Source organism: Lelliottia sp. 7254-16, from assembly GCF_002922995.1.
In the GTDB taxonomy this organism is placed as follows: Bacteria; Pseudomonadota; Gammaproteobacteria; order Enterobacterales; family Enterobacteriaceae; genus Enterobacter; species Enterobacter jeotgali.
In genome coordinates this window covers 1-14,225 of record NZ_PQVS01000006.1, presented here as the reverse complement: position 1 = coordinate 14,225, position 14,225 = coordinate 1, and the positions used below count along the sequence as shown (strand labels likewise).

The window sequence follows — 14,225 nt, the reverse complement described above, 5'->3', positions numbered from 1 at the left end:
TGTCTGAACTGATGTTGTGCTGGATTAAAATCCGCTCTAGCCAACATATCAAAAAAAACTATTGCAGCAATATGAACGTTTGCGTCGGCACTCTGAAGAAAAGTCATCCAGAGCAAAATGTCAGAGGAAAATGCTGTGGTTAATCAGGAAAGCGGCAGGATCATCAGATCAGGCGAAAAAACGTGACACAAGTCACCGAATTTGGCTTTTGAAAAATATTTAGCGGGGGGAGTACTCCCCCCGTCAGATCATTTTACGATGGTTTTCACGCCATCGGCGGTGCCGATCAGCGCCACATCCGCGCCACGGTTGGCGAAAAGCCCTACGGTCACGACGCCTGGGATCGCGTTAATGGCATTTTCCATTGCTACCGCGTCCAGAATTTCCAGATTGTGAACGTCGAGGATCACATTACCGTTGTCCGTCACGACGCCCTGACGGTATTCCGGGCGACCACCCAGCTTCACCAACTGACGAGCGACTGCGCTGCGCGCCATCGGGATCACTTCTACCGGCAGTGGGAAACTGCCCAGGATATCCACCTGTTTTGAAGAATCCGCGATACAGATAAACTTATCCGCCGCGGAAGCGATGATCTTCTCGCGCGTAAGCGCCGCGCCGCCGCCTTTGATCATCTGCATATGGCCGTTGATCTCATCGGCACCATCAACGTAAATCCCCAGACGATCCACTTCGTTCAGATCGAAGACAGTAATGCCGAGGCTTTTTAGCTTTTCCGTGGAGGCATCAGAGCTGGATACCGCGCCCTCGATCTGCCCTTTCATCGTACCGAGCGCATCAATAAAGTGTGCGGCGGTCGAGCCAGTCCCTACACCAACAATAGTGCCGGGTTGTACGTACTGGAGAGCGGCCCATCCTACTGCTTTTTTCAGTTCATCCTGCGTCATGATCTTTTGCCTGTGGTGTGAAAACTCAGGGCGTATTATAGAACAGGCAGGTACGGAATGTCCCTGTGACCGGTGTCACATTAACGAGCAAAGCCCTGACAGATCCGATGTGGTCGGATTTGGTCTGTCACAAAGGTAAATTTGTGTCATAGTGCAGAATCAGCAAAATTCAGGAGCACCACCCCGCAATGAAACGTCCGGACTACAGAACACTACAGGCGCTTGATGCCGTCATTCGTGAACGAGGTTTTGAGCGCGCGGCGCAAAAGCTGTGCATCACTCAATCCGCCGTGTCACAGCGAATCAAACAGCTTGAAAATATGTTCGGACAACCGCTGCTGGTACGTACGGTTCCGCCACGTCCGACGGAGCAAGGGCAGAAGCTGCTCGCCCTGCTGCGTCAGGTTGAGCTGCTGGAAGAGGAGTGGCTGGGCGATGAACAGACTGGCTCCACACCATTGCTGCTGTCGCTGGCGGTGAACGCCGACAGTCTGGCAACTTGGCTGCTGCCTGCTCTTTCCACTGTTCTGGCTGACTCACCGATTCGCCTCAACTTGCAGGTGGAAGATGAAACCCGTACTCAGGAGCGTCTGCGTCGCGGCGAAGTGGTGGGTGCCGTCAGTATCCAGCCGCAGGCGTTGCCAAGCTGTCTGGTCGATCAACTGGGTGCGCTCGATTATCTGTTCGTTGGCTCAAAAGAGTTCGCCGACAAGTATTTCCCGAATGGCGTCACCCGCGCCGCGCTGCTGAAAGCGCCCGCCGTGGCGTTCGACCATCTCGACGACATGCATCAGGCATTTTTACAGCAGAACTTCGACCTGCCGCCGGGCAGCGTGCCGTGTCATATCGTGAACTCGTCGGAAGCCTTCGTGCAGCTGGCGCGTCAGGGAACCACCTGCTGCATGATTCCGCATCTGCAGATTGAGAAAGAGTTGAAGAGCGGTGAGCTTATCGACTTAACGCCGGGGCTGTATCAGCGTCGGATGTTGTACTGGCACCGATTTGCGCCGGAAAGCCGCATGATGCGCAACGTCACCGATGCACTGCTGGCTTACGGCCATAAGGTGTTGAGGCAGGATTAAAAAAAGCCGGGTTTCCCCGGCTTTTTCATTATTGTTGTGCAGGTGCTGGTGCCGTTTGCTGGCCCTGTGCAGGCTCAAGCTGGAACACCACATCAACCTGATCGTCGAACTGAATGGTCGGCTGCTCGTAGGTTTCCTGTGCGGAAGCCGGTGCAGCATCCGCCTTCATCATACGAACCATCGGGCTTGGCTGATAGTTAGAGACGTGGTAGCGCACGCTATACACTGGGCCAAGCTTCGATTTGAAGCCAGATGCCAGTTGCTCAGCCTGACGTACGGCATCGTCAATCGCCGCTTTACGCGCTTCGTCTTTGTATTTCTCTGGTTGCGCAACGCCCAGCGACACGGAACGGATTTCGTTCAGCCCCGCTTTCAGCGCGCCATCTAACAGCGAGTTCAGCTTGTCCAGCTGACGCAGCGTGACTTCAACGGTACGCACCGCGCGGTAACCTTTCAGAATACTTTTGCCATTCTGATAGTCGTAATCCGGCTGAGTGCGCAGATTCGCGGAGTTAATGTCCTTTTTCGCAACGCCATTCTGCTCAAGGAAAGAGAGATATTGCGCAACGCGATCGTCAGCCTGTTTCTTAGCTGACGCCGCATCTTTTGCCGCGACGTTCACTTCAATCGCCAGCGTTGCAACATCGGGAACCGCATCCACGCTTGCGGTACCGGAAGTGACAATGTGCGGACCATTTGGCAATTCGTTTGCCTGTACCGACACTGCGCTTAAACCTACTAATGCCGCCAGGGCCATCACTTTAAACTTCACTGTTATTCCTCCATGTTGCGAAGTGCCCACCGAAGGGCGCATGCCAGCAAGCTTAGCGCGTCTGTTTCAGTTGTCCATAAGACAACGCTTAGTTGAACAATACCTGCACGTGATTAATCCCTTCTTTCGCCAGCTGGAAGGCGATTATCCACATCACCACACCGACCAGAGTATTAATGATGCGCTGTGCTTTGGCAGTACGTAAACGCGGAGCGAGCCAGGCGGCCAGGATCGCCAGACCGAAGAACCACAGGAAAGACGCGCTTATCGTTCCCAGAGCAAACCAGCGTTTGGGTTCAACATCGAGTTGACCGCCGAGGCTGCCCAGCACCACAAAAGTATCCAGGTAGACGTGCGGATTAAGCCAGGTCACCGCCAGCATGGTGGCAATAATCTTCCAGCGCCCCTGCTTCATCACTTCGGCGCTGGCCAGTTCGAGATTACTGCTCATGGCAGTTTTCAGTGCGCCGAAACCGTACCACAGCAGGAATGCCACTCCGCCCCAGGTCACCAGCGCCAGCAGCCACGGAGACTGCATCAGCAGTGCGCTGCCGCCAAAAATCCCGGCGCAAATCAGCACTAAATCGCTGACGGCGCAGAGCATCGCAATCATTAAATGATATTGACGGCGAATCCCCTGGTTCATGACGAATGCATTCTGAGGACCGAGCGGAAGGATCATGGCTGCGCCAAGCACAAGACCTTGAAAATAATAAGATAAAATGGAAAATAATCTCACAGGATTGTCGTTACGACAGACTATACTGCGAGATCTTCATTAGAGGAAATTGATAATTTTAATCCATAATAAGTATGGCTAATAGTAGCGGATTGGGATTACGACAAACGTTTTCATTGCGGATTTAGCGTATGCTGGACGTACCAGCAACCGTACCAAAGGAATGGATATGAAGCATAACGCGAAGGCTTTACTCTTCTGTGCCGGATGGGTCGTTGCCAGTGTGTGGGCCGCCACCGCCAGCGCGACCACAACGTTGCGCTATACGGATCATGAACCGTACGGAAACATGCGCACCCGGCTTATCAAAGAGACCTTTTTTAGAGCGATTGAGACCGAATCGATCGGCCGCCTGAAAATCGAGGCGCACTGGAACGGCGAGCTCTCCACCAGCTATGACGCCTTAAAGACGATTAGCCGGGGCGATGTCGCGGATATCGGGATTGTAGTTCCCGAATACACGCCAGACCTGCTCCCGCGACACCAGATTTTCAAGAGCTTCCCTCTCGGGCCCGCCAGCGGTAATGCACAGGTGGCGACGTTTCGGCGCATTTTCAGTGAGTATCGCCAGTTCGACAACGAGCTGGAAAAAAATAACCTCGTTAACCTGCAATTTTTCCTCGGCTATCCGGTCGGTTTTTTTACCACCCAACCCAACGTCAAACTGGATCAGCTGAACGGCAGCAAATGGCGAACTGCCAGCTTTTGGCATCAGTCATTTTTACGCAACGCGGGTGGCGTGCCGGTGAGTATGCCGTGGAATGACAAAATCACCGACGCGCTGGCGGACGGGCAGCTTGATGGCCTGATGGTTAACCTCGACAGCGGGCACGATATTCATGCCGAGCGTGCAGCTCCGCATATTCAGCTCTCCCCTTCCCTGTGGCTCGGGCACGTTTATCTTCTGGTGATGAATAAAACGGTGTGGGATGGTCTCGACGTGAAGGATCGCGGTGCCATCAAACGGGCAGCCGCCGCGACGCAAAGACGTCTCGGGGCAGCGCAAGACGCGAATCTGCTTGAGATGGTAAACCAGATGAAAAAAGATGGCGCATCCATTCACTACCTGACGAATCAGGAGCTAGAAGCCTGGCAAACCGCCACCGGATATCAGCAGGTTCAGGCTGAATGGGTGACTCAGCAGGAAGATAAAGGGATAACGGATGCGGGCCTGCTGATGAAGGGTGTCAGCACCATTGTTAACGACGTCATAAGATAAAAAAACGCCCGCCGGGTTCTCCCAGCGGGCGTTGTCTTTCCGGGCGGATTTACTCGCTCGCGTTTTCTTTCACACGCTTGAAGTTCACGTCCATCTGCGGATACGGGAAGCTGATACCGTTGGCATCAAACTCACGTTTAATACGCTCCAGCACGTCCCAGTAAACGTTCTGTAGGTCACCGCTTTTGCTCCAGATGCGCACCACGAAATTGATCGACGACGCCCCCAGCTCATTCAGACGCACAGTCATTTCGCGGTCTTTGATGATGCGCTCATCCGACTCAATGATGCGAGTGAGCAGCGCTTTAACCTGATCAATATCAGAATCGTATGCGACGCTAATCAACAGTTCGTTGCGACGTACCGGCTCGCGGGAGAAGTTAATAATATTCCCGGCGATAATTTTCCCGTTTGGCACCACCACAATACGGCCATCAACGGTGCGCAGGGTGGTGGAGAAGATCTGCACCTGCAGTACGGTTCCGGCAATGCCACCTAAATCAACATATTCACCGGAGCGGAACGGGCGGAAAGTCACCAGCAGCACGCCTGCCGCCAGGTTTGAGAGAGAACCCTGCAGGGCCAGACCGATAGCCAGACCGGCAGCACCGAGTACTGCGATGACGGAAGCCGTCTGCACTCCGACGCGCCCCAGCGCAGCAATAAGCGTAAAGGCAATAATGCCGTAGCGCACCAGCGCAGAGAGGAAATCGGCTACCGTGGCGTCAATCTGACGCGCACGCATCACGCGGTTGATCGCATTGGACACCACGCGTGCCACGATCATCCCGACGATAATAATCGCAATTGCTGCCACGATGTTTACCGCATAACTCAGCAGTAGCGCCTGGTTGCGCACCAGCCAGGTGCCTGCGTTATTAATGCCATCTACTACACCGAGATCATCCATTCATTCTTCCTTTTCTAATTCAGACAAAAAAATCCATCTCACTTGGGAGACAGGCAGGTTAGTAAAGGGTAAACAAAAAGCGTGGATTATGCCAAACAGATCACAAAATCCGCCAATGCAGCCCGTTGAAAAGGCATAAAAAAAGGCCCGCAAATGCGGACCTCTTTAGCGCTAAAAGCAGCTCAAATTACAGAACGTCAACCGCGTTCAGTTCTTTGAATGCCTGCTCCAGACGGGTGATCATAGAAGTCTGGGCAGAACGCAGCCATACGCGTGGATCGTAGTATTTCTTGTTCGGCTGGTCTTCGCCTTTCGGGTTGCCCAGCTGACCTTGCAGGTAAGCTTCGTTGGTTTTGTAGTACTGCAGGATGCCGTCCCAGGTTGCCCATTGGGTATCGGTATCGATGTTCATTTTAACTACACCGTAGCTTACGGAGTCTTTGATTTCCTGAGCAGAAGAACCGGAACCGCCGTGGAAGACGAAGTTCAGGCTGTTGTGCGGCAGGTTGTGTTTCTTAGAAACGTATTCCTGAGAATCGCGCAGGATAGTCGGAGTCAGAACCACGTTACCTGGCTTGTAAACGCCGTGTACGTTACCGAAAGATGCCGCGATGGTGAAACGTGGGCTGATTTTGCTCAGCTCGGTGTACGCGTAATCAACGTCTTCTGGCTGGGTGTACAGTGCAGAAGCGTCCATGTGGCTGTTGTCCACGCCGTCTTCTTCACCGCCGGTGCAACCCAGTTCGATTTCCAGGGTCATGTCCATTTTGGACATACGCGCCAGGTATTTGGAGCAGATTTCGATGTTTTCGTGCAGTGACTCTTCGGACAGGTCGATCATGTGGGAAGAGAACAGTGGCTTACCGGTCGCTGCGAAGTGTTTTTCGCCAGCGTCCAGCAGACCGTCGATCCACGGCAGCAGTTTCTTCGCGCAGTGGTCGGTATGCAGGATTACTGGAACACCGTAGTGCTCAGCCATCTGGTGTACGTGATGCGCACCAGAGATTGCGCCCAGGATTGCTGCGCCCTGAGGAACGTCAGTTTTCACGCCTTTACCGGCGATGAATGCTGCGCCACCGTTAGAGAACTGGACGATGACCGGCGCTTTAACTTTTGCAGCGGTTTCCAGTACGGCGTTAATGGAGTCGGTACCCACGCAGTTAACTGCTGGCAGAGCAAAGTTGTTCTCTTTAGCTACCTGGAACACTTTCTGAACGTCATCACCAGTGATCACGCCAGGTTTTACGAAATCAAAAATTTTAGACATGTTACGTAGTCCTGTATCTTCGGCCGTTAGAAAAGGTGCGAGCTCTAATAAGCACGCTGAAATTTGGGCAGGTTTCCCTGCCCATGAATGGCTTACTTCTTAGCGCGCTCTTCGAGCATAGCTACTGCTGGCAGAACTTTGCCTTCCACGAATTCGAGGAATGCGCCGCCACCAGTGGAGATGTAGGAGATTTTGTCGGAAATACCGAACAGGTCGATTGCCGCCAGAGTATCGCCGCCGCCTGCGATGGAGAACGCTTCGCTGTCTGCGATTGCGTTAGCCACGATTTCAGTGCCTTTGCGGAAGTTCGGGAATTCGAACACGCCAACCGGGCCATTCCACAGAATGGTTTTCGCATTTTTCAGGATATCAGCCAGTTTCTGTGCAGAAACGTCACCCAGATCCAGAATCTGCTCTTCATCTTTGATGTCGTTAACAGATTTCAGGGTAGCCGCTGCAGTTTCAGAGAACTCAGTTGCCACGCGAACGTCCGTTGGGACTGGGATATCACAAGTGGTCAGCAGACGTTTTGCTTCGTCAACCAGGTCCGCTTCGTACAGGGATTTACCCACGTTGTGGCCTTGAGCAGCAACGAAGGTGTTCGCGATACCACCGCCAACAATCAGCTGGTCAGCGATTTTAGACAGGGAATCCAGAACGGTCAGTTTGGTAGAAACTTTAGAGCCACCAACGATAGCAACCATTGGACGCGCTGGTTCTTTCAGTGCTTTACCCAGTGCTTCCAGTTCGTCTGCCAGCAATGGACCTGCGCAAGCGACGTCTGCGAATTTACCGATACCGTGGGTAGAAGCCTGTGCACGGTGAGCTGTACCGAATGCATCCATTACGAATACGTCGCACAGGGCAGCGTATTTTTTGGAGAGTGCTTCGTCGTCTTTCTTCTCGCCTTTGTTGAAGCGAACGTTTTCCAGAACAACCAGTTCACCTGCCGCCACTTCAACGCCATCCAGGTAGTCTTTAACCAGACGTACCGGGTTAGACAGTTTGTCTTTCAGGTAGTTAACAACCGGCAGCAGAGAGAATTCTTCGTTGTACTCGCCTTCGGTCGGACGACCCAGGTGAGAGGTTACCATCACTTTCGCACCCTGTTTCAGTGCCAGTTCGATAGTTGGCAGGGAGGCACGAATACGTGCGTCGCTGGTCACTTTGCCATCTTTAACAGGTACGTTCAGATCGGCACGGATGAAAACGCGTTTACCTGCCAGATCCAGATCGGTCATCTTAATTACAGACATGGTGAATCCTCTCGTTGATTCTTAAAGTTTTGCATGCGCACTTTGCGCCCTACCTGAAACCTTGTGCGGCCATGGCTAACGTGGTGTCGAGCATCCGGTTAGCAAAGCCCCATTCATTATCGCACCACACCAGCGTTTTGATGAGGTGGGCACCGCTGACCCGCGTCTGTGTACCATCGACAATGGCACTGTGCGGATCGTGGTTAAAATCTACTGAGACCAACGGTAATTCCGTATAGTCAACTATACCATGAAATGTACCCTGTGCCGCTTTTTGCAACAACAGGTTGACTTCATTAGCTTTTACCGGTTTCTTCACGGTAACACTGAGGTCAATCGCGGTGACATTTATGGTCGGCACGCGGACCGCAATGGCTTCAAATCGATCGTTAAACTGAGGGAAAATACGGGTGATCCCAGCCGCCAGTTTCGTATCCACCGGAATGATTGACTGACTCGCCGCGCGCGTGCGACGTAAGTCCGGGTGATACGCGTCGATAACCTGCTGATCGTGCATGGCGGAGTGAATCGTGGTGACTGTGCCCGATTCAATGCCATACGCATCGTCTAGCAGTTTGATGACCGGAATAATGCAGTTTGTGGTGCAGGAGGCGTTGGAGACGATACGGTGTTCAGCTTGCAGCTCAAGATGGTTCACACCGTAGACGACGGTTGCGTCGAGGTCGTGACCACCGGGATGGGAAAACAGCACTTTCTTCGCGCCTGCTGCCAGATGCGCCTCGCCGTGTTCGCGATTGCCGTACACGCCGGTGCAGTCCAGCACCACATCCACACCCAACTCACGCCACGGCAACGCTTCAATGCTGCGCTCATGCAGGACGCGAATCACATCATCGCCGACGAACAGTTGCTCTCTTTCCTGGCGAACGTCCCAGGCAAAGCGCCCATGGCTGGTATCGTATTTCAACAAATGCGCCATACCCGCCGCGTCTGCCAGTTCATTGACAGCCACTACGGTGATTTCCGCCCGACGTCCGGATTCATATAAAGCGCGAACCACGTTACGTCCGATGCGACCAAAGCCATTAATCGCTACGCGTACGGTCATAGGTCTCCTGCAAGGCTATCCCTAAATTGAAGTGGCTGAAAGAGTAATCCAGCTACGCTCAGAGGGGAATCCTTGCCTGTCACAAACTGCGACTGATTGGTCAATTGTCGAACATTTAATCGACTGAAACGCTTCAGCAAGAATAAGCGAAACGGGGAATAAAAGGAACGTTCGCCCGGAGCAATAAGCCAGCTATATGACATGCGTCACATTTTCAATGGAATAATTCACAGGGATGTTACATGAATCAGGAATAGCGGATACAAAAAAACCGGGTGGAGGGAAAAGCAAAACGGTAACCCATAGGTTACCGTTTTTGATGTTTGCGCCCTCTCCCGTGGGAGAGAGTTGGGGTGAGGGCATCAGGCCGCACACACCCCATAAGCGGCGATTACAGCAGTTCTTTCGCTTTCGCGACTACGTTCTCAACGGTGAAGCCAAACTCTTCGAACAGCAGTTCTGCAGGTGCAGACTCACCGAAGGTGGTCATACCGACGATAGCGCCGTTCAGGCCCACATATTTGAACCAGTAGTCAGCGATACCCGCTTCTACGGCAACGCGTGCAGACACGGCTTTCGGCAGTACGGATTCACGGTAAGCCGCATCCTGCTTGTCGAACGCGTCGGTAGACGGCATGGAGACCACGCGCGCTTTCACGCCTTCGGCAGACAGTTTATCCCATGCAGCAACCGCCAGTTCAACTTCAGAACCGGTCGCGATGATGATCAGCTGCGGCTGCGAACCTGCGCAATCTTTCAGCACGTAACCACCGCGAGCGATGTTCGCCAGCTGCTCTTCGGTACGATCCTGCTGTGCCAGGTTCTGACGGGAGAGGATCAGCGCGGTAGGACCGTCCTGACGCTCAACGCCATATTTCCACGCTACCGCGGACTCAACCTGGTCACATGGACGCCATGTGGACATGTTCGGGGTCACACGCAGAGACGCGACCTGCTCAACCGGCTGGTGAGTCGGACCATCTTCACCCAGACCGATAGAGTCGTGGGTGTAGACCATCACCTGACGCTGTTTCATCAGCGCAGCCATACGCACGGCGTTACGTGCATATTCCACAAACATCAGGAAGGTAGAGGTGTACGGCAGGAAACCACCGTGCAGGGAAATACCGTTGGCAATCGCGGTCATACCGAATTCACGCACACCGTAATGGATGTAGTTACCGGCGGTATCTTCATTGATCGCTTTAGAGCCAGACCAGATGGTCAGGTTAGACGGTGCCAGGTCAGCAGAGCCGCCGAGGAATTCTGGCAGCAGCGGACCAAACGCTTCGATCGCATTCTGAGACGCTTTACGGCTGGCGATTTTTGCAGGGTTAGCCTGCAGTTTGGCGATGATTTCGTTCGCTTTCGCCGCGAAATCTTCCGGCATGTCACCTTTCATACGACGGGTGAATTCAGCCGCTTCCTGAGGGAAGGCTTTCGCGTAAGCAGCGAATTTCTCGTTCCAGACGGACTCTTTCGCCTGGCCTGCTTCTTTGGCATCCCACTGAGCGTAGATCTCAGCCGGGATTTCAAACGGCGCGTATTTCCAGCCCAGCTGTTCGCGGGTCAGTGCAATTTCTGCGTCGCCCAGCGGTGCGCCGTGGGAATCGTGGGTACCGGCTTTGTTTGGAGAACCGAAACCGATGATGGTTTTGCACATCAGCAGAGACGGTTTGTCAGTCACAGCGCGCGCTTCTTCTACTGCGCGTTTAATCGCAGCAGCATCGTGGCCATCAACGCCACGTACAACGTGCCAGCCGTAGGCTTCGAAACGTTTAGCAGTGTCGTCAGTGAACCAGCCTTCAACGTGACCATCGATGGAGATACCGTTGTCATCGTAGAACGCAACCAGTTTGCCCAGTTTCAGGGTACCAGCCAGCGAGCACACTTCGTGAGAAATGCCTTCCATCATACAGCCGTCGCCCATGAAGGCGTAGGTGAAGTGGTCAACGATGTCGTGGCCTGGACGGTTGAACTGTGCCGCCAGCGTTTTCTCTGCAATCGCCATACCGACCGCGTTCGCAATACCCTGACCCAGCGGACCGGTAGTGGTCTCAACGCCAGCGGTGTAACCCACTTCCGGGTGACCTGGAGTTTTGGAATGCAGCTGGCGGAAGTTTTTCAGCTCTTCGATTGGCAGCGCATAACCTGTGAGGTGCAACAGGCTATAGATCAGCATAGAGCCGTGGCCGTTAGACAGTACGAAACGGTCACGGTCAGCCCAGGACGGGTTCTGAGGGTTATGGTTCAGGAAATCACGCCACAGGACTTCGGCAATGTCAGCCATACCCATAGGGGCACCCGGGTGACCGGATTTGGCTTTCTGTACTGCGTCCATGCTCAGCGCACGAATAGCATTAGCAAGCTCTTTACGTGAGGACATTTTAACTCCAGATCGGACTGTTAAAGGCCGTGCCCTTGACGACAGCGCGTTTTGGGCTATGCCAGAAAAAAGTGCCAACAATGTAACCCAAGCGACAAAGCATGTACATGGAGCATTCTTTTGCCGTTTAAGAAATCTCTGGATCATGCTCGCATGTTGCGCAATCTACTCGCCCGGGCCTCCAGATATTCCTTATACTTAGCTCGACTGCGGCTTCGCTGCCGGAGCATTTTTCAGACTTTTTTCAGTTAACGAGTACGGAAGCAACATCATGAAAATGCGTGCAATAGTGCTGGCCTTGGGTACGACGCTGCTGCTGAGCGGCTGTCAGAATATGGATTCAAACGGTCTGATGAGCTCTGGAGCAGAGGCTTTCCAGGCCTATTCCCTGAGCGATGCGCAGGTCAAAGCCTTGAGCGATCAGGCGTGCAAAGACATGGACGCTAAAGCGACCATCGCCCCCGCCAGTAGCACTTACGCACAGCGTCTGAACAAGATTGCCGCTGCGCTCGGCGATAACATCAACGGTCAGCCAGTGAACTACAAAGTCTACATGGCGAAAGATGTGAACGCGTTTGCGATGGCTAACGGCTGCATCCGCGTCTACAGCGGCCTGATGGATATGATGACGGATAACGAAGTCGAAGCGGTGATCGGCCACGAAATGGGCCACGTCGCGCTCGGTCACGTGAAGAAAGGAATGCAGGTGGCGCTCGGCACCAACGCCGTGCGTGCGGCGGCGGCCTCTGCGGGCGGTATCGTCGGCAGCCTGTCGCAATCCCAGTTGGGCGATGTGGGCGAAAAACTGGTGAACTCCCAGTTCTCCCAGCGTCAGGAATCCGAAGCGGATGACTACTCCTACGATCTGTTGCGCAAACGCGGCATCAATCCTTCAGGCTTAGCGACCAGCTTTGAGAAACTGGCAAAACTGGAAGAAGGCCGTCAAAGCTCGATGTTTGACGATCACCCGGCTTCCGCTGAACGCGCGCAGCACATCCGCGATCGCATGGCGGCAGACGGGATTAAATAAAAAAGCCGGGTGGCGGCTAACGCCTTACCCGGCCTACAAGATTAGCATGCCCGGCAAGTGCTACGCCGCCGGGCAATTTCTTGATTACTCGCCTTTTTTGGCTGCCTGGATGTACAGCATTTCCAGCGCCAGCGTTGCCGCTGCCAGAGCGGTGATCTCAGACTGATCGTAAGCAGGCGCCACTTCCACGACGTCCATCCCCACGATGTTCAGATCTTTCAGACCGCGAACCAGTTTGATTGCACGGTCAGACGTCAGACCGCCAATCACCGGCGTACCGGTACCTGGTGCAAACGCAGGGTCCAGACAGTCGATGTCAAAGGTCAGATACACCGGCATATCGCCCACGATCTGCTTAACCTGGGCGATAATATCGTCCACGCCGCGATCGTTGACCTGGCAGGCGTCCAGCACCGTGAAGCCGTTGTCTTTATCGAATTCAGTACGGATACCGATCTGCACAGAATGATTCGGATCGATCAGCCCTTCGTTCGGCGCGGTATAGAACATAGTGCCGTGGTCAAACTCGCAGCCGTTCGCGTAGGTGTCGGTGTGGGCATCGAAATGGACCAGCGCCATTTTACCGAAATGTTTCGCGTGGGCGCGCAGCAGCGGCAGCGTCACGAAGTGGTCACCGCCGAAAGAGAGCATGCGCTTACCGGCAGCCAGCAGTTTCTCAGCATGGGCCTGCAGTTTTTCGCTCATCTCACGCGCGTCGCCGAAGGCATACACCAGGTCGCCGCAGTCGACGACGTTCAGGCGCTCGCGCATATCGAAGTTCCACGGGAAGCGGTTGTGTTCCCAGGCTAGGTTAGTGGAAACCTGACGGATCGCCGCCGGGCCGTGACGGCCACCGGCACGACCCGAAGTCGCCATATCAAACGGAACGCCAGTAATCACCCAGTCAGCGTCGCTGTCGTACGGCTGGAAGTTCATCGGAAGACGTAAAAAACCAAACGCGTTAGATACCAGAGAGTTGTCGTACTGATGACCTAAAGTGCTCATGTCCTGACCTCGTGTAGAGTCGATACAAGAAAATAGATGAAAAAAAATCCCCTCCGCGTCGTTAAACCCGACGAGGAAGGGATTGATTCGGAAACTGCATATTGGAGCGAATTATCGCCGTTAATTCGTACAGGTTCAAGGGAGTTTCACGCTCTGTTGCCCTCACCCCATCCCTCTCCCATGTACGGTCCGGGGACATGGTAGACAGGTGTTCGGGGACATGGTGAACACTATTTAACATCCTTTACCCATGGTGATCGACTTTTTCTTCAGGTCGATCACCCCCACTTTCGTGCTGTACCACCACACCTCATAACAGCCATCTTCAGCCCCTTCCTTCAGTCCCACATATTCGCCCCTGAACGCTTTTCCTGCCTTCAGCGTTACCCCTCTCAGGCTCAGTTTTCCGCTGATATCCACTTTCCTGACCATCACGCCCTCGTCGTATTCCGGGGGTTCAGCGTGACTGTTGTACTGCCGCGCTGATGGCTGATACCGCGAAGCGGGCACTGCCATATCCAGCGAGGTGTGCGGCCGTTCAAGGTTATAGACGTTGCGCCAGTGGTCAAAGGCACGCTGCAG

At 53.9% G+C, this 14,225-nt stretch carries 12 protein-coding genes and 1 pseudogene; 3 read left to right on the top strand and 10 right to left on the bottom strand.

Features of this window, described 5'->3' with window-relative positions; translation table 11 throughout:
• Nucleotides 1-248: 248 nt before the first annotated feature.
• The gene (gene rpiA, locus C3708_RS10115; protein ID WP_103949184.1) at nucleotides 249-908 is read right to left on the bottom strand and encodes a ribose-5-phosphate isomerase RpiA; all 660 of its coding nucleotides are present in this window, start codon (nucleotides 906-908) and stop codon (nucleotides 249-251) included.
• A gap of 188 nt (nucleotides 909-1,096) precedes the next feature.
• On the opposite strand from rpiA, the gene argP reads away from it, so the two are divergent.
• On the top strand, nucleotides 1,097-1,990 hold the full coding sequence (gene argP, locus C3708_RS10110) for a DNA-binding transcriptional regulator ArgP (protein WP_095283276.1): 894 nt from the start codon (nucleotides 1,097-1,099) through the stop codon (nucleotides 1,988-1,990).
• Nucleotides 1,991-2,018: 28 nt separating this feature from the next.
• Here argP and C3708_RS10105 read toward each other — a convergent pair whose 3' ends face one another.
• Nucleotides 2,019-2,762, bottom strand: coding sequence for an oxidative stress defense protein (locus C3708_RS10105; RefSeq protein ID WP_103946629.1), 744 nt, complete (start codon nucleotides 2,760-2,762; stop codon nucleotides 2,019-2,021).
• 88 nt (nucleotides 2,763-2,850) lie between these two features.
• Nucleotides 2,851-3,486, bottom strand: a complete 636-nt coding sequence (argO, locus tag C3708_RS10100) for an arginine exporter ArgO (RefSeq protein WP_103949274.1) — start codon at nucleotides 3,484-3,486, stop codon at nucleotides 2,851-2,853.
• Nucleotides 3,487-3,670: 184 nt separating this feature from the next.
• Here argO and dctP point away from each other — a divergent pair, with 184 nt between their 5' ends.
• Nucleotides 3,671-4,720, top strand: coding sequence for a TRAP transporter substrate-binding protein DctP (gene dctP / locus C3708_RS10095; RefSeq protein ID WP_103949183.1), 1,050 nt, complete (start codon nucleotides 3,671-3,673; stop codon nucleotides 4,718-4,720).
• A gap of 49 nt (nucleotides 4,721-4,769) precedes the next feature.
• Here dctP and C3708_RS10090 read toward each other — a convergent pair whose 3' ends face one another.
• From C3708_RS10090 to tkt, 5 genes are all read right to left on the bottom strand, one after another.
• A complete protein-coding gene (locus C3708_RS10090; RefSeq protein ID WP_095283280.1) occupies nucleotides 4,770-5,630 on the bottom strand; it encodes a small-conductance mechanosensitive channel MscS in 861 nt (286 codons plus the stop codon).
• A gap of 187 nt (nucleotides 5,631-5,817) precedes the next feature.
• Nucleotides 5,818-6,897 (bottom strand): class II fructose-bisphosphate aldolase, encoded by a 1,080-nt coding sequence (fbaA, locus tag C3708_RS10085; RefSeq protein ID WP_095283281.1) that lies wholly within the window; start codon nucleotides 6,895-6,897, stop codon nucleotides 5,818-5,820.
• Between the two features lie 92 nt (nucleotides 6,898-6,989).
• Nucleotides 6,990-8,153 (bottom strand): phosphoglycerate kinase, encoded by a 1,164-nt coding sequence (pgk, locus tag C3708_RS10080; RefSeq protein WP_095283282.1) that lies wholly within the window; start codon nucleotides 8,151-8,153, stop codon nucleotides 6,990-6,992.
• 49 nt (nucleotides 8,154-8,202) lie between these two features.
• On the bottom strand, nucleotides 8,203-9,222 hold the full coding sequence (epd, locus tag C3708_RS10075) for an erythrose-4-phosphate dehydrogenase (RefSeq protein WP_103946633.1): 1,020 nt from the start codon (nucleotides 9,220-9,222) through the stop codon (nucleotides 8,203-8,205).
• Between the two features lie 391 nt (nucleotides 9,223-9,613).
• A complete protein-coding gene (gene tkt / locus C3708_RS10070) occupies nucleotides 9,614-11,608 on the bottom strand; it encodes a transketolase (RefSeq protein WP_103949182.1) in 1,995 nt (664 codons plus the stop codon).
• Nucleotides 11,609-11,879: 271 nt separating this feature from the next.
• On the opposite strand from tkt, the gene C3708_RS10065 reads away from it, so the two are divergent.
• Nucleotides 11,880-12,638, top strand: a complete 759-nt coding sequence (locus tag C3708_RS10065; RefSeq protein ID WP_095283285.1) for a M48 family metallopeptidase — start codon at nucleotides 11,880-11,882, stop codon at nucleotides 12,636-12,638.
• 84 nt (nucleotides 12,639-12,722) lie between these two features.
• On the opposite strand, the gene speB is transcribed toward C3708_RS10065, so the two are convergent.
• Together speB and C3708_RS10050 are read right to left on the bottom strand one after the other, a co-directional pair.
• Entirely contained in the window at nucleotides 12,723-13,643 is a 921-nt protein-coding gene (gene speB / locus C3708_RS10060) for an agmatinase (protein WP_002434404.1), read from the bottom strand.
• A 234-nt stretch (nucleotides 13,644-13,877) separates the two neighbouring features.
• Nucleotides 13,878-14,225: pseudogene (locus C3708_RS10050) on the bottom strand (IS481 family transposase); the annotation flags it as partial.